Raw genomic sequence first — 16633 nt, forward strand, 5'->3', positions numbered from 1 at the left:
ACCATGTCATTTAAAATCAACCTATGTACCATTTTACTGTTTTCATGCGCCTGGCTCATGAACGCGCAGTCCAAGAAACTTGAAGGTCTTACCTCGTTTAAGCTTCAAAATTCAGGAACCATGATGGACAAAAATAACAACGTTGATGGGTATTACTTTTTTTATGAAGTAGATAAACTCAAAAAAGGAAAACGTGAATACGCCCTCAAGTTTCTCGACAATAATCTAAACGAGGTAGCCACCAAATCTATCGTTGACGGCAAAAGAACTTTTGTAATTGATGTTCAGTTCAATAACCAGGCTTTACTGGTGACAATGATAGATTCAAAGGAAGATATGTTTAAATTGATTTCATTTGATAGGCAAGGGAACCAATTAGACACCAAAACCATCGAATATGACAAATATAAAATAGTGGAATTTATGCAGAACCAGGAGGCGATGGGTTTACATAAAATGGTCACTGCTGCTGATAACAAAGGTTTTATATTCTCAGAGCTGGTAAAGAATAAAAAATATGGATATCGCATTCAGTACCTTCCCACCGATGGAGGAAAAGATTGGGTCTTTGCCTCAGATCCAGAAGATAAATACCATTATAACATTAAAGTGTTGGAGGTAAACGATGATATGATCATCGCCCAGGAATCTTCCAGAAAATCTCTTTTCAATAGTAAAGGGAACAACAGTATAATTGCCATTGACATCAATACTGGAAAGGAATTATGGAGAAAAACTTACGAAAAGGAAACTGAACCTCGTTACGTTAAAAATGCATTCTTGACAGATGAGAATCAAACCGTTGTTTTGGGGGAGTATTTTTTAGAAGGTGAGAACTGGTATAGCGCTAAGGGTACTGGTCTATTTACCCAAACCATTGAAGCCGATGGATCTGTTTCCAGAGAATCCAAACTATCCTGGGACGAAGGTATTAAACCTCATATGCCAAAAAACGCCCAGTTTGAAAAAGAAAAGGAGAACATATTCTTCCATGACTTTGTGAGAATGCAAGATGGTACTTTTTACGCTATTGGCGAAAAGTTCAAAAAGAACTTCAATGCCTTAGGGCTTTTGTCACGTGGTGCCAAAACCAAGCTTGTCATTACAGATGCGATGATTTTTAAATTCAGTCCTACTTTTGAACTACAACATGTAGAAGTACTTGAAAAAGGTAAGTCAACCGTAGCAAGCTTATCTGATTTTGGAAGTCCTCAGATCAATGCCCTTGCTTTAAATGCTTATGGTGCGTTTGATTTTAACTATACGCAATTCAATTTGGATAGAGATCAATTTGTCGTTTCATTTACTGACTATGAAAGACTAAAAGGAGAAAAAAATAAGTACGCGTTTACCGCAATCTCTGTAGAGGATGGCGAATTCTTTAAAGATAAGATTTACCTTGAAAACAGTGACCGTAAGGTCAGTTATCGCGTACTTCCAGCAAAAACTGGAAATGTTACCATCATCGAATACAATAATAAGGAAGAGTCCACAAGTATCAGGTTAGAAAAACTGAACATCTAGAATCTGGTCTCAAAATATAAAAGGTCGCTTTAACCAGCGGCCTTTTTTTATGCCTTTAAGATTGTAAACAAGTCCGTTGATAATTCCGCTTTCGCGAAAGCGGAACCACCACAAATATGCTGGTAAAAATGTAACTTTGTGCTGGCCCATAAAAGCGCTTGAAATGATCCATTTTTACGGAAATCCTACCCAATCTCTTTATCTAGTTCAAACCCAGCAACCTCTAAGTCCAGAGGACGAAAAAAAATTGCAATGGCTCTTTGGTAATGCACCAAAACTAGAGACTGATGCCCTACCCGGTTACTTTACCGGACCAAGAGCGTCCACCATTACTCCATGGTCCACCAATGCCGTGGAAATTACACAAAACATGGAAATCAACGGAATCCAGCGTATTGAGGAATTTCACGCTTGTACGGCCGACTCGCACTACGACAAAATGTTGTTGCAAAAGTTTGATGGTTTGGACCAAAGTCAATTTGACATCAACCTAGATGCAGAAGGTGTGCTGGATATAGAGGATATTGCCGCTTACAATATGCAGGAAGGACTAGCTTTGAGCGATGATGAGATCGACTACCTGATGGCACTTTCAGAGAAATTGGGCCGCCCCTTAACCGACAGCGAAGTATTTGGATTCTCTCAAGTCAATTCAGAGCATTGCCGACACAAAATATTTAATGGAACATTTGTGATCGATGGACAGGAAATGCCGAATTCGCTCTTCCAAATGATCAAAAAAACTTCCAAAGAGCATCCCAACGAAATCGTGAGTGCCTATTCAGATAACGTAGCTTTTATCCAGGGACCACAAGCCGAACAGTTTGCTCCTGCTTCACCGGATAAGCCAGATGTTTACCAAACTAGCCTATTTGATTCTGTTATCTCCCTCAAGGCTGAAACCCATAATTTCCCTACGACGGTTGAGCCTTTTAATGGCGCTGCAACCGGTTCAGGCGGAGAAATCAGGGATAGATTGGCGGGTGGTCAGGGATCTCTTCCACTCGCGGGAACCGCTGTTTATATGACCAGTTATTCACGGTTAAAGGAGAACAGACCCTGGGAGGACGGTTTTGAAGCTCGGAACTGGTTGTACCAAACACCGATGGATATTTTGATCAAAGCCTCTAATGGAGCCAGTGACTTTGGAAATAAGTTTGGCCAGCCCTTGATTGCTGGATCTGTCTTGACATTTGAACACCAAGAAGCCGATCAGTATTTAGGTTTCGATAAAGTTATCATGCAAGCTGGTGGTGTAGGCTATGGTAAAAAATCACAAGCGATCAAAAAAACACCTGATGCAGGTGATGATATCATCGTTATGGGTGGAGACAATTATCGCATTGGGATGGGTGGAGCTGCCGTTTCTAGTGCAGATACAGGTTCCATGGACAGTGGTATCGAGCTCAATGCCGTACAGCGTTCTAACCCAGAAATGCAAAAACGTGCTGCCAATGCCATTAGAGGCTTGGTAGAAAGTGAGCATAACCCAATTAAATCCATCCATGACCACGGTGCTGGTGGTCACTTGAACTGTTTGTCAGAATTGGTTGAGGAAACCGGCGGAACCATTGATGTGGATGCCCTACCAGTAGGTGACCCTACCCTATCCAGAAAAGAATTGATCGGTAATGAATCCCAAGAACGCATGGGATTGGTGATGGAACCCAAAGACACTCCTATACTTGAAAAGATTGCTGCCAGAGAACGTGCGCCGATGTATAAAGTGGGACAGGTGACTGGTGATAACAAGTTTACTTTTAGCGAAAAAGATGGTCGGAGCCCGATGGATCTTGCACTAGAGGATATGTTTGGTTCCAGCCCAAAAACAATCATGAACGATACCAGTCTCAATCGCCAATATCAAAACATCAGTTACGACCAGGAAAAGATAGGTCAGTATATCGTTGATGTTTTAAAATTAGAGGCCGTTGCTTGTAAGGATTGGCTTACTAACAAAGTGGATCGCTGTGTAACAGGTCGTGTTGCCAAACAGCAAACTTGCGGCCCCCTACAACTACCACTTAATAATGTGGGTGTTATGGCGATGGACTACCAAGGGAAAAACGGTATCGCTACAAGTTTGGGTCACGCACCCGTAGCCGCACTGATTGATCCAGCCGCAGGTTCAAGAAATGCTATTGCCGAGGCGCTGACCAATTTGGTTTTCGCGCCATTAGAAAAGGGATTGAAAGGAGTGAGTTTGAGTGCCAACTGGATGTGGCCCTGTAATAACCCAGGAGAAGATGCAAGACTATATAAGGCCGTGGAGGCGGTAAGTAACTTTGCCATCGACCTGGGAATCAACGTGCCCACAGGAAAGGATAGCCTTTCCATGAAACAAAAATATCCAGATAAGGATGTCTTAGCTCCTGGTACTGTTATTATCAGTACAGTGGGTGCCTGCGATAACATCAACAACATCGTCGAACCTGTACTCCACCCAGACCCAAAAGCTCCTATCTATTATATCAACTTTAGTGGAGATGCCCATCACCTGGGCGGATCCAGCTTTGCCCAAATACAGAACCGGATTGGAGTTCAATGTCCGGACGTTGTAAATGTTGACGCTTTCGCGAAAGCGTGGACTTGCCTACAAGACCTGATCAAATCAGGTAAGGTACTAGCCGGTCATGATATAGCTAGTGGTGGTTTGGTCACTAGTTTATTGGAAATGTGTTTCCCTTCTACTCATGTAGGGATGGATTTGAATCTGGCCGATTTAGGGTCTGATTTGGTTAAAATTCTATTTGCTGAAAATGCTGGTGTGATTTTACAGACAACGGAGGATATCGAAAAAGAATTATCAGATTGTGGCGTGCCATTTTATAAAATTGGACATGCCAATGATCGTGCAGTGGTAGATATCAATGGTCTGGAACTGGATGTGGCTACCTTGAGGGATGAATGGATGGAAACTTCGCATTTGCTAGATCGTGAACAGTCCTTAAATGGAACGGCAGATCAGCGCTTTGCTAATTATAAGGAACAACCGCTCAACTACCAGTTCCCTAACTTTTTTACAGGTAATTTGCCTTCCTTACCAGAAAAACGCATCAAGGCGGCGGTCATACGTGAGAAAGGAAGTAACTCTGAACGCGAAATGGCCAGAGCAATGTATCTGGCAGGTTTTGAAGTACGTGATGTACATATGACTGATTTGATTACTGGTAGAGAAAACCTGGAAGACGTGCAGTTTATCGCTGCTGTCGGCGGATTTTCCAACTCGGATGTTTTAGGTAGTGCCAAGGGTTGGGCGGGAGCATTTCTTTATAATGATAAAGCCAATAAAGCATTAAAGAACTTCTTTGCCAGACCAGATACGATGAGTTTAGGGGTTTGTAACGGCTGTCAACTTTTTGTAGAATTAGGACTGATCTATCCTAATCACGATGAAAAGCCAAAAATGCTTCACAATGACTCCGGAAAATTTGAGTGTCACTTTACCAGTGTACAAATTGCTGAGAATAATTCGATCATGCTCCAATCCATGGCTGGAACGACCTTGGGTATTTGGGCTGCTCATGGGGAAGGAAAGTTCCAATTACCTAAAACAAGGGATGCTTATGAAATTCCGGCTACCTATGCCTATGAAGACTATCCAGCCAACCCCAATGGATCTGATTTTAATGCAGCCATGCTTAACTCTGAAGATGGAAGACACCTAGTAATGATGCCGCATTTGGAACGTTCGACCTTTCCATGGAACTGGGCCTATTATCCCTCAGAACGTAAGAATGATAGAGTAACTCCATGGCTAGAAGCTTTTGTAAATGCCAGAAAGTGGTTGGCAGATCAGACCAAGTGATCTCTACTTGATCTTTGATGATTGATCGTCCACAAACTAAAAGCTCCATCTGTGAAGATGGAGCTTTTTGTTATAATGGATTTGTATAATGACGACTATCTGTCTTCATTGGGATCACTTGGCTCCTTACCGCCAGAAGTACAAGCTAACGTATCCAGTTCCATATAGGTAGCCCAGCTACGACCAGGGAAAGGAACTCCTGCACCCCAAGCCGTTTCATTCTGACCTGAAGTACTGCTCACTACCGCATGGGTAGCGACACAAGTTTCTACTGGAAGTGTAGAACTATCTACCGTGTAAGTCACCACTTGAGTACCTGCACTGTGGATAGCGCTGTATTCAAAATGACCGATTTTTGGGTTTCCTGAACCAGTGGTTGGAATGTCATCGGTACAATTTCCAATAGACATGTGGGTTTCATCAATATTCCAACCAGGAATAGTGTTGTAAACGACAGAAAGGGTGAATCCATCAATATACACATCAACAGTTCCTACCACTATATTTTGACCTGCAATCAGGTCTGTACTTTGACATAGGGTAGCTGTTGGTGAAGTTGATTTGGCCAAAAAAGCACCAGCTTCAATCTGTACATCCAACTCTTGTACAGCGGTGTCAGTTTCTTCTACCGAACAAGCGGCAAGAAACAGAAAACAAAGGGAAAGAGTAAATAATCTCATAATTGTAAATAGGGTTTGTTAATTATGAGACAAACATAAACATACATCCAAAAGCAAAAGATAAAATTTATATTTCATCGATGAAATACTTTAATTTTAACATTCTTACAGGATTTATGTCGATTATCTGTCGGTAAATACGTTTTATCGATTATTTAATTCATTAATTTACCGTATGTTAATATTACAGTGTTTTAAGTTCGCGCCTGTACTTTCCCGCAGTTGAACCAGTCAGCCTAGAAAAAACATTATTGAAATGAGAGAAGTTGTTGAAACCGCAATCATAGCAAATCTGTTCAATAGGATGATCAGTCTCTGCCAGTAATTTAGTGGCATGTACTACCCGATACTCATTCACCATTTGTGTAAATGTTTTACCCGTTCTCTTTTTAAAATATCTACAAAAAGCCGGAGTGGTCATACTGGCCAAGTCAGCTATCTCGTCCACGCTAATGGGTTGTTGAAAATTCTGATGTACGTAGGAATAGACCCTCTCCAACCTGGAAGACTCCTGAAGATTTGCTTCAAAACTAAAGTGTTGTGCATTTAATAGTTCATATTCATCGGTCACGGATAGTCCATGTAAAATGCGTATCAATAAATGCAGTCGATCAAAACCCTGCAGATGGTTCAATTCATGTATACTTGCACCCCATTTATTTTCAACGCTTTTAGAAAATAACAGTCCGTTTTTTGCCCTTTCAAATAAAGCTTGAATTGGGTTGTACTCAATAACTTCCTTCCATCCTGCGCCCAAAAAATCTGGAAGAAACTGAACCAATAATTCAGAACCATGATTGGGCCGGTCAGTATATCCGATATGTGGTAGCATGGATCCAATCAGGATCAATTGACTATCTGTATAATAGGACATATGATTTCCAATATGCCTTTTTCCTTTACCCTTGTCCACATATACCATTTCAATTTCTGGATGATAATGCCAAAAAGGTTTTTGTTCAGCTCTTTCTATGGTACTCTTTTGAACAAATACAGAACTACCTAGTCCCGGCTGAATCTTTTTTAAGATTGGTTTCTGAATAGTCATGGCGTCAATTTAATCAGTAAAAGTATAGGCAAAATTCTTAAAAATGTTCTAAAATAACACTATAACGTTATAGATAGTATATCATATGTCAATATACTATATTTTATGGTCAAATTGGTTGTTTTTTATGCGAGCATAGCAAATTAACTTTGTACCGTCAATCACTCCTAAAAAGAAAATGATGAAAGCACTTAAAAAAATTCTGTTCGTATTGGTATTATTCAACGCTGTTATGGTATTTGCAGGTGAGCTCGCACCGAGCCGACCAGGTAAAAATATTACTACCATCAGCTTTGACAACGTTAGAAAAGGTCATTTGCTAAGCGTCAAAGATGCAAGCGAATTGGTTTTATATAAAGAAAATATTGTCCGCGACGGTAGTTATACCCAGTACTTCGATTTGACCACATTAGAAGACGGGATCTATAGCTTTGAATTAAATAAAGATGTTGAGATTGTTACTAAAAAATTCAACGTAAAGAATGGTGCGGTTAAGTTTATCAAGGATTCTGAAAATGTATTTTTTAAACCTACCGTAAGTCTGCGTAAGAACAGAATCTATATTTCTCAATTATCTACTGACAACCAGGACCTGGAAGTTCAAGTATATTATGAAGGTGTTTTGATACAAGAGGATGTTCTTAACGGAGAACAGTACTTAAAGCGTATCTATCAGTTGGCCGCAGATAAGCCAGGTACTTACATTGTACTCACAAAGTCTGCTGGCCATGAATTTATCCAAGAGTTTCAGCTGTAAGGGGCTTAACTATAACGTGAAGAATGGACTGCCTTGAAGGTGGTCCATTTTTTATGCGTATTGTTTTGGTTTCAGTATTTTTACCATAAAACTGACTTATCCATCCACAATTCACCAAGATAATTCAAATTGCTTTGCTGGTATTAGCTGGTGAAGCCAACTTTATCTTACCTTTTGTTCTTCCCAGGATATTTCGCCCTACCGTATTGGAATTGTTTGAATTGAACAACACTGAATTAGGAACCTGTTTTTCGATTTACGGCGTAGTCGCATTGTTTTCCTACTTGTTTGGAGGTCAACTGGCCGACCGGTTTTCTCCTAGATATTTAATGTCCATATCCTTGCTATTGACAGGATTGGGTGGATTTTACATGGCCACCTTCCCTTCTGGATTTTATTTAGGTTTGTTATACGGTTACTGGGGCTTTACCACTATTTTTCTCTTTTGGGCGGCGATGATTAAAGCTACCCGTATTTGGGGTGGAACATCGCGTCAAGGACTGGCTTTTGGATTGCTCGATGGTGGTCGTGGCGCGACATCATGGCTCTTTGGTTTTTTGGCCATTTCTCTTTTTGGCTTATTCCTGCTAAAAGACATCAATCTTTCCGCTTTCAGCGAGCAAAAAGAGGCCTTTTCTAAAGTTTTACAATTGGTCGCTGCCATAATTATCAGCGTGGGTGTTTTGGTGTTTTTCTTTATGAAGGATATTTCAGCAAACTTGCCATCCACCTCTTCTCGCCTGCCTTGGCAAGACATAGTCAGAGATTACTTCACAGTCTTGCGCATGCCTGCGGTTTATTTATTAATGGTAATTATCGTTTGCGCCTATACTGGCTATAAGATTACCGACATTTATTCTCAATATGCCAATGAAATAATGCAATACGACCAGATACGTTCAGCCGAGATAGGCCGCGACCTATTGGGTATACGCATATTTATATCCGTAATAATAGGGCTATTGGCTGACCAGACCCGAAGTTCGCTCATGATGATCATTGGTTTTCTCCTAACCTTGTTGGGAGCCTTCTTGATGGCCAGTGGCTGGATTGGACCTTCCACCAGTCTGCTTTTCTGGACTTCAATCATCATCACTGCAACTGGCGTATACGCTTTTAGAACTCTTTATTTTTCAGCCATTCAAGAAGGCCACATTCCGTTGGCGGTAACAGGAACTGCTGTGGGTCTGATCTCGCTGGTGGGATATACCCCTGATATATTCATGGGGCCTGCTATCGGATTGCTACTGGATGGTACTCCTGGCCCGGTAGGTTTTCAGCATGTATTTTTGATGCTGGCAGTTTTTGCTGTTATTGGGTTGATCGCAACAATTTTATTTCACCGGCTGCATAAGACACCGTCGACTTCAAGAGTTCAAGCAACAATATAATTCAGATTAGCTTAGATCGTATAACAGTTTGCGGCTTTCAACATTGGCGATGGATCAGGCCTTTGATTTTGCTGGAGGGAGTTTTCGTTTTTTTCTGTTGTTGATAAAGTAAACACCTGTAAGCAAAACAGCTGCAGCGATCAATGATTGCAGACTGATGCGCTCTTCTAAAAAGTACCAGCCTAAGAATAAAGCAATAACTGGATTGACATATGAACTGGTAGCGACTTTTTCTGGAGATATCTTTTTTAGCAAGTAGTTGAAAGAGGTAAAAGCGGCAATACTTCCGAATAAAACCAGACAACCCATCGCAATGAATGTATTTGGCGTCCAATCAAGAATATTTACCCATTCCTCTCCAATTAAAGGACTAACTATACAAAGAATCAAGCCTGCTGATATCATTTGGTATCCAGTGGATACAAAAAAGTTGCTAGGTACATCGGCCTGGGCAACAAAAAGACTTCCAGAACTCCAACTGAGGATACAAGTTAAGATCATGATTATCCCTATCCATCCATTACCTTCAGCAGAAATAGATTGCTGACTGACCAATAGGTACATTCCGAACAAACCGAGTAGAACACCAATGATGGATTTGGGTTGAAGTGCTTTCTTTTGCACAGCGCGCATGAGCAAGAGAATAAATAAGGGTTGTAAAGCCGCCAATAAAGCAGCAAAGCCGGTATCTACATATCGTAAGGCCCAAACAAAAACACCGTTTCCATAAGATAGGAACAAAAAACCAGCCAGCACCGAATTAAACAGTTGGCGTCTGGTTATTCCTAAAGAATGCCCTAATAATCTTGCAATGATGAAAATGATAGTGCCAGCCGTTGTGAACCGGATACCTGCCAGCATAAGCGGTGGTAATTGTGTTACTGCCATTTTATTCCAAAGGAAGGTGGAACCCCAAAAAACATAGATACAAAAGAAGGCCAGTATAAAGAGAATGGTTTGTTTTCTCATGTCCGCAAATTACAATTTATACTGTTGACGAGGCCCTCTTATTTAGTAAAAGGCACGTAAAAAAACCGTTGGTTGCCCAACGGTTTTTTTTTTACTTATCTAAATTAAAGAAATAGATTTACTCCAAAATGTTGATGGCCTTGGCATTAACAAATTCCTTGATACCAAACCCACCATGCTCACGACCATAGCCGCTATCTTTTACTCCGCCAAAGGGCATATCTACCTGCGCTAAACCAAACGAATTGATAAATACCATACCTGTATCAAAATGATCTCGAGCTAATTCGACCGCTTTTTCTTGGTCTTTGGTAAAAATTCCTCCTCCTAATCCAAAACGGCTGTCATTGGCAATACGCATAGCATCCTCTTGATCCTTAGCTTTGATTAAAGAAGCCACTGGACCAAATAATTCCTCATCATAGGCAGGTTGCCCAGGCTTTACGTTCCCCAATACCGTAGATGGGTAATAATAGCCATCACCATCTGGCAGAGCCCCACCACAAAGTACCTCTGCTCCGTTGTTGACACTTTCCTTCACTTGGTCATGAAGCTTTTCCCTTAGGTCCTTACGTGCCATAGGTCCTAATTGCGAACTCTCGTCTGTGGGGTCACCATGTTTGATTTTACTCATTCTTTCCACAAAGCCTTTTTTGAAGGTATCGTAGACCTGGCCTACAACTATAAAACGCTTAGCAGCAACACATGTCTCTCCATTGTTATAAATTCTACCGTTGGTACAGGTTTTTACAGCCATTTCAACATCCGCGTCTTCTAAAACTATATACGCATCATTACTACCCAGTTCCATCACGGTTTTTTTTATGGCCTTGCCTGCCTTCTCAGCGATTCCACTACCTGCTCCTGCGCTCCCAGTAAAAGTTACTCCCCTTACTAAGTCATGAGCTATAATCTCGTCACTGGTGTCGTGATCAATCACTAATACGGTAAAGAGGTGTTTGGGAAGCCCAGCCTCTTCAAAAATTTCTTGAAGTTTAAGGGCACATCCAGTTACGTTTTCAGCATGTTTTAACAAAACACCATTTCCCGCCATCAAATTAACAATGGCATATCGAATAACTTGATAAGCTGGAAAATTCCAAGGTTGGATACCGTAGATGACGCCAAGAGGTGAATAAGTGACAATACCTTTTCCTCCATCTGCAAGTTCCTTGGTTTCGTCCTGTAATTCTTCTGGTCCAGTTTGGGCGGTATAGTCACAGATCCCAATACATAAATCCATTTCTTGGTGACCTTGTTTGATCAATTTCCCCATTTCTTGGGTCATTAATTTGGCGAAAGATTCTTTGTGTTCTTCCAGCTTCTTGCCGATATTTTTTATAATCGACGCCCTGTGGTCAAATGACTGTCTCTTCCAATTTAGAAATGCATTGTGAGAATTGGTTACAGCCTCAATAGCTTTGTCCCTAGACATCAAATTGTAACTTTGTATTTCTTTTCCCGTGGCTGGGTTGATAGTGGTAATTGAATGACTCATAGTTTTTATTTTAAATGTAAACTATTAAAAGCCCAGGCTTAGTTAACGGTCTACCAACAAACACGGAGTAAGCGTTAATTTTGGGACAATTAATCGTCACTGCCTCCATCTCATCTCTCTCGCTCTACCTATGGTATATTAAAAAAGTTTGGGAATGACCCCAACCTTTGTAAGCAACAGCCTGTTGGCCCTAATTTTTCAGCGACTGCATATCGATCACAAATCTATATTTCACATCACTGTCTTGCACCCGTTGGAACGCTGTATTTATTTCGTCCATTCGAATCATTTCCACATCACAGGTAATATTTTTTTCACCACAGAAATCCAGCATCTCTTGAGTTTCTTTTATACCTCCGATTAAAGATCCAGACACACGCTTTCTACCCATGATCACATTCCCTCCGTGCATTGGCTCTAGAGGTTCAATAGCACCAACCATACACATCGTGGCATCTCTTTTAAGTAAATTTAAATAAGGGTTGATATCGTGTTTGACGGGTACGGTGTTGAGAATAAAGTCAAAACTGCCTTTATGTTTATTGAGTTGATCTTCCTCTTTGGATAAGATTACTCCGTCCGCGCCCAGTGCTTTGGCATCCTCTGCTTTATCTGGAGAGGTGGTAATCATATAGGTTTCTGCGCCCATAGCAGCAGCAAATTTAATCCCCATATGGCCTAAACCACCCAGACCGACAACGCCTACTTTATCTCCTTTTTTGATATTCCAATGGTTAAGTGGCGAATAAGTAGTAATACCTGCACACAGCAATGGAGCTACCGCTTTGGTATCAATATTTTCAGGAATTTTTAATACAAAATCCTCTTGAACGGTAATGCTGGTGGAATATCCACCAAAGGTATGATCACTCTCAGCACCACCAATTCGGTCTTTACCATTATAAGTTCCTGTCATGCCGTTCTCACAAAACTGCTCAAGATCCTCTTCGCATGCACTGCATTCCTGACAGGAATCCACCATGCAACCAACGCCGACTAAGTCACCTTCATCGTACTTAGAGACGTCTGCTCCTACTTGAACTACTTTCCCGATGATCTCATGACCTGGTACAATGGGATATTTGGCATTTCCCCAATCATTATTCTTGGCGTGAATATCACTGTGACATACGCCACAATATAGAATCTCTATTTTGACATCATTGGGATTCATATCCCTTCTTTTGATCGTCATTTCCTTTAGATCAGCATCTTTATCCTGCGCTCCGTAAGCCTTAATTTCTTGCATATTCTTTTTATTTAAAAATAAGGTATCAGTCCTGCTTTAGGGGTTAATAGTGCGTTAAAGCTAGTGGTATAAATTTGATCGCTAGAAAACACGGTAGAGCCAAGCATCTCTGAAAATCCTATCAAACTGTACCTGAATTCAAAACCTAAAAAGCAGTTTATCTTTGCAGAAAAAATTTATGCCGCTTCACATCGTACTAGTAGAACCGGAAATACATACCAATACGGGTAACATCGGCCGATTGAGCTTGGCAACAGGTGCAGCATTGCATCTGGTGAAGCCATTGGGGTTTGAAATTACGGACAAACGCCTGAAGAGAGCTGGGCTGGATTATTGGCAGCATATAGAACTATATATTTACGAAAGCTTTGATGAATTTCTACAGCGAAACAAGCATAGAACACTGGCCTTGTTGAGTAGTCACGGTAATCAAGATTATACGACTATTCCCTTTAAGGATGACATGATGTTGTTATTTGGAAAAGAATCAGCTGGGTTGTCTAAAGCTATTGTTGATCAATTTCCCCAACAGGTATATAAAATCCCCCTTCACAGTCCCCATATCCGTAGTATCAACTTGGCCAACGCGGTTGCTGTTACTGTTTATGAGGGATTACGGCAGTTACGAGCATAAAAAAAACCTGCCTTCAAAAAAGCAGGTTTTAATTAGTATTGATGGCAAATTATTGCTTGGCCTCCATTTCAGCCTCACGACGCATTTCTTCTCCAGCGACGATACCGATCTCTACCCTTCTATTTTGGGCACGACCTTCTGGGGTATCATTCGTAGCTACTGGATTACTTTCACCACTATAAGTCATGGCGATACGACTCATAGGAATACCATGTGTTCCTAAGTAATCTCTTACACTAGCAGCACGCTTTCGCGAAAGCTCCATATTGTAATCTGCACTACCCTGGCTGTCAGTATGACCAGACACCAAAACTTCGGTTCCTGGATATTCATTCATGACATTTAATAATTTATCCAAAGTGGCTTTCGAAGATTCATTCAATGAAGATTGATTTGTCGCAAACTTTACTCCGCTACCCTCGTCAAAAGTCACCACAATACCCTCTCCTACACGTTCAACTTCTGCACCTGGCAAAGTAGCTTCAATTTCCTGCGCTTGCTTGTCCATTTTACGACCGATGATATTTCCTGCTACACCACCGACAACTGCACCGATCACGGCACCTTCAGTTTGATTATCTCCATCTCCCACGTTGTTTCCAATGATCATCCCCAATACAGCACCACCAGCCGCTCCAATAGCGGTTCCACGTTGCTGTTTGTTTGTATTCTGAAGGGATTGACAACTTGTTGCCAGTAATATAGATAAGGCAAATATTGCTATTCTAGTTTTCATAAGTTTTGATTTAATATTATATAGTTTTTGGTTTACTCAGAGACCTTAATAAAATTCATATTGACATTGATTGACTTTCCGTATATGCTGGCTGGAATGGTCCATGTCATAGCATATTCAGAAAGGTTCGACACCTGAACACTATAACCAGCATTAGTTTCAGATTTGTAATCATCACCGGTAACTTTGATCAGTAGGTTTCCTTCAACAAAGTCCTCATTACCAGGAACAGTCCAGATGAATTTACGTTCTCCGGTATTGCAATTGATGTCATTAATTGTATAGGTACCACGATTATTATTGGCCACAAAATACCAGTCGCTGCCTTCAAAACAGTCGGCAGACACATCCTGTAATAAAATGGTTTCTGCATCTTCTACACCATCATAAGTGACACTTTGGATGGTCCAGTTCCCCCTAACGGTTCGTTCTTTTTGCTTAACTGCATTGGTAGTACTTCCACAACTTATGAGAAATAAGCTTAGCACAATTCCAAATATTGATTTTTTCATGATTAATATAATTTTCAATCAAAATTAAATAGGTGTAGGAAAGAAAAATGAGATATTAACCAAGTTTAACTAAAATAGGTTAAGATATTGTAAATTAAAGAGAGTTCAAATACGCATTTGAAAACCTGGCGGTGAGACTGACCAACCTTGTAAGAGTGAATATATTTTTATACCTCCAGATGTGACGAATTATCGGTAAGAAATTGTAGCTTAAAAGAATGAAGCAACCATCAACCTACCTGCCAATGAAGAAATGTAGAAGATTTAGGGCAAAAAAAAGACCCATCAAATTTTGATGGGTCTTGAAAATGATATAATGGTGACCTTAGTCGATCACTCTTACATTAACGGCATTAAGCCCTTTTCTTCCTTCTTTAAGTTCAAATTCTACTTTGTCGCCTTCACGGATCTCGTCGATAAGACCTGTTGCGTGAGCAAAATGCTCAGTTCCGGTTTCTTCTTCAGTGATGAACCCAAAACCTTTGGCGTCGTTGTAAAATTTTACGGTACCTGTACTCATGATAAAAATTTATAATTAATTAAGGTACAAAGATAGTTTTTAATAGATCAGCATCAACATTTTAACTCAATTATTTGAAAATATATTTCAAATCGTTAAATTCCTTTATAAATCTTAGCCATTTTACGCCATCTAATGATACCCTTTAAAATTTAACGCTTCGTTTGAAAATAGCTAGACATCCATTGGAGCAAATATCTCTCTGTTATCGTTATTCCCATTTTTTGCGTTTATCTGAATTGCTTTTAAAAAAATAAGTCCAATCCGCACTGGCGAACTGGACTTATCGTATTGGTGATTTCGTCTTATTTAAGAGATATCATCCTTTTAGGTTGAGGTAAGGCTTCTTCTTTTTTAGGAAGACTAATACTCAAGATTCCATTTTCATAAGAAGCGTCAATCTTGTCCTGATTAATGCTCTCAGGCAGGTTAAAGCTTCTTTTAAAAGATTGCTTGTGGAATTCCTTACGAGTAAATTGCTCGGTTGTATCCTCATTAGTAGTCTCTACTTCAGAAGAAATGGTCAAAAGATCTTGATCAACCTCAATTTGAACATCTTCCTTTTTAAAGCCTGGAATACTCATTTCCAACACAAAAGATTCATCCTTTTCAGAAATATTGACGGCTGGAACAAAACTTTTTGCAGTGACAGTTCCACCCAAAAAGTCATTGTTAAACATCTCATCAATCAAAGTTGGCAACCAATTGTTTGTTGTTCTATGTGCAAGTTTCATGATATTAATTTTAAAAGTTATTTGACTTGTACCAGACAAATAAAATACCATTCACAAAACAAGACATAATGTCGTTAAATCAAGCTTGAACGCATGACAAGATGACAATTAGTTTTGATTAGATACATGAATCTGCATCAGTTCAGAGGGAGGAATATCTCCGTGGGGATATTTGGACATCGTTTTTAACAAAGCATCAATAGTAGTCTTTCGGAAACCAAATTGAAGACCGACTTCATGTAACAACTGCAATTCCTGATCATCCACATGACCATCAATATGCATCATCAACATCATGCGGTGAAAATGAACAATACGCTTTGTGTAATCTTGAGGTACTACAGTTTTTAAATTTTCTGGATTCTTCAGCATATGCTGAACTTCCTGACCACCTATTTCCATGCGTTTTGCCACACTCGTAATGAAGGCAATTTCCTCCTTTTGAAGTTGCCCATCCGCTAGTGCCATCTGTATAAGCGCACCTAAAATCTGCTTTCTTTCTTCCGTAGTATAGGTCATAAGATATATAGTAAGGACCGTGAAAATAAGAATAACTTAGGATTTACTTACTCT

Annotated in this window: 15 protein-coding genes; 5 read left to right on the forward strand and 10 right to left on the reverse strand. The window is 40.2% G+C overall.

What is annotated here, in order from left to right; all coding sequences use genetic code 11:
* Positions 1-3: 3 nt before the first annotated feature.
* Both EGM47_RS09180 and purL read left to right on the forward strand, forming a co-directional pair.
* Positions 4-1524 carry a DUF6770 family protein gene (locus tag EGM47_RS09180; protein ID WP_317126885.1) on the forward strand — a complete coding sequence of 507 codons (1521 nt, stop codon included), beginning with the start codon at positions 4-6 and terminating at the stop codon, positions 1522-1524.
* Positions 1525-1687: 163 nt separating this feature from the next.
* Positions 1688-5332 carry a phosphoribosylformylglycinamidine synthase gene (gene purL / locus EGM47_RS09185; RefSeq protein ID WP_124980513.1) on the forward strand — a complete coding sequence of 1215 codons (3645 nt, stop codon included), beginning with the start codon at positions 1688-1690 and terminating at the stop codon, positions 5330-5332.
* A 95-nt stretch (positions 5333-5427) separates the two neighbouring features.
* Here purL and EGM47_RS09190 read toward each other — a convergent pair whose 3' ends face one another.
* Both EGM47_RS09190 and EGM47_RS09195 read right to left on the reverse strand, forming a co-directional pair.
* Positions 5428-6012, reverse strand: coding sequence for a hypothetical protein (locus EGM47_RS09190; protein ID WP_124980514.1), 585 nt, complete (start codon positions 6010-6012; stop codon positions 5428-5430).
* A 184-nt stretch (positions 6013-6196) separates the two neighbouring features.
* Positions 6197-7060: a helix-turn-helix domain-containing protein gene (locus EGM47_RS09195; protein WP_124980515.1), complete on the reverse strand. Its 864-nt coding sequence runs from the start codon at positions 7058-7060 to the stop codon at positions 6197-6199.
* Between the two features lie 181 nt (positions 7061-7241).
* Here EGM47_RS09195 and EGM47_RS09200 point away from each other — a divergent pair, with 181 nt between their 5' ends.
* Both EGM47_RS09200 and EGM47_RS09205 read left to right on the forward strand, forming a co-directional pair.
* On the forward strand, positions 7242-7817 hold the full coding sequence (locus tag EGM47_RS09200; protein ID WP_124980516.1) for a hypothetical protein: 576 nt from the start codon (positions 7242-7244) through the stop codon (positions 7815-7817).
* A gap of 134 nt (positions 7818-7951) precedes the next feature.
* Positions 7952-9208 (forward strand): MFS transporter, encoded by a 1257-nt coding sequence (locus tag EGM47_RS09205; protein WP_240642377.1) that lies wholly within the window; start codon positions 7952-7954, stop codon positions 9206-9208.
* Between the two features lie 54 nt (positions 9209-9262).
* On the opposite strand, the gene EGM47_RS09210 is transcribed toward EGM47_RS09205, so the two are convergent.
* From EGM47_RS09210 to EGM47_RS09220, 3 genes are all read right to left on the reverse strand, one after another.
* Entirely contained in the window at positions 9263-10177 is a 915-nt protein-coding gene (locus EGM47_RS09210; protein ID WP_124980518.1) for an EamA family transporter, read from the reverse strand.
* Between the two features lie 118 nt (positions 10178-10295).
* On the reverse strand, positions 10296-11675 hold the full coding sequence (locus EGM47_RS09215; RefSeq protein WP_124980519.1) for an NAD-dependent succinate-semialdehyde dehydrogenase: 1380 nt from the start codon (positions 11673-11675) through the stop codon (positions 10296-10298).
* Between the two features lie 190 nt (positions 11676-11865).
* A complete protein-coding gene (locus EGM47_RS09220; protein WP_124980520.1) occupies positions 11866-12924 on the reverse strand; it encodes an NAD(P)-dependent alcohol dehydrogenase in 1059 nt (352 codons plus the stop codon).
* A 178-nt stretch (positions 12925-13102) separates the two neighbouring features.
* On the opposite strand from EGM47_RS09220, the gene EGM47_RS09225 reads away from it, so the two are divergent.
* Positions 13103-13558: a tRNA (cytidine(34)-2'-O)-methyltransferase gene (locus tag EGM47_RS09225; RefSeq protein ID WP_124980521.1), complete on the forward strand. Its 456-nt coding sequence runs from the start codon at positions 13103-13105 to the stop codon at positions 13556-13558.
* A 49-nt stretch (positions 13559-13607) separates the two neighbouring features.
* On the opposite strand, the gene EGM47_RS09230 is transcribed toward EGM47_RS09225, so the two are convergent.
* The 5 genes from EGM47_RS09230 to EGM47_RS09250 form a co-directional block, all read right to left on the reverse strand.
* Entirely contained in the window at positions 13608-14294 is a 687-nt protein-coding gene (locus EGM47_RS09230; RefSeq protein ID WP_124980522.1) for an OmpA family protein, read from the reverse strand.
* Between the two features lie 32 nt (positions 14295-14326).
* Positions 14327-14806 carry a lipocalin family protein gene (locus EGM47_RS09235; RefSeq protein WP_124980523.1) on the reverse strand — a complete coding sequence of 160 codons (480 nt, stop codon included), beginning with the start codon at positions 14804-14806 and terminating at the stop codon, positions 14327-14329.
* A gap of 325 nt (positions 14807-15131) precedes the next feature.
* A complete protein-coding gene (locus EGM47_RS09240) occupies positions 15132-15326 on the reverse strand; it encodes a cold-shock protein (protein WP_124980524.1) in 195 nt (64 codons plus the stop codon).
* Between the two features lie 305 nt (positions 15327-15631).
* On the reverse strand, positions 15632-16060 hold the full coding sequence (locus EGM47_RS09245; protein ID WP_124980525.1) for an Hsp20/alpha crystallin family protein: 429 nt from the start codon (positions 16058-16060) through the stop codon (positions 15632-15634).
* Positions 16061-16168: 108 nt separating this feature from the next.
* A complete protein-coding gene (locus tag EGM47_RS09250; protein WP_124980526.1) occupies positions 16169-16579 on the reverse strand; it encodes a tellurite resistance TerB family protein in 411 nt (136 codons plus the stop codon).
* Between the last annotated feature and the right edge of the window lie 54 nt (positions 16580-16633).

This window comes from Nonlabens xiamenensis (assembly GCF_003865345.1).
Taxonomy (GTDB): Bacteria; Bacteroidota; Bacteroidia; order Flavobacteriales; family Flavobacteriaceae; genus Nonlabens; species Nonlabens xiamenensis.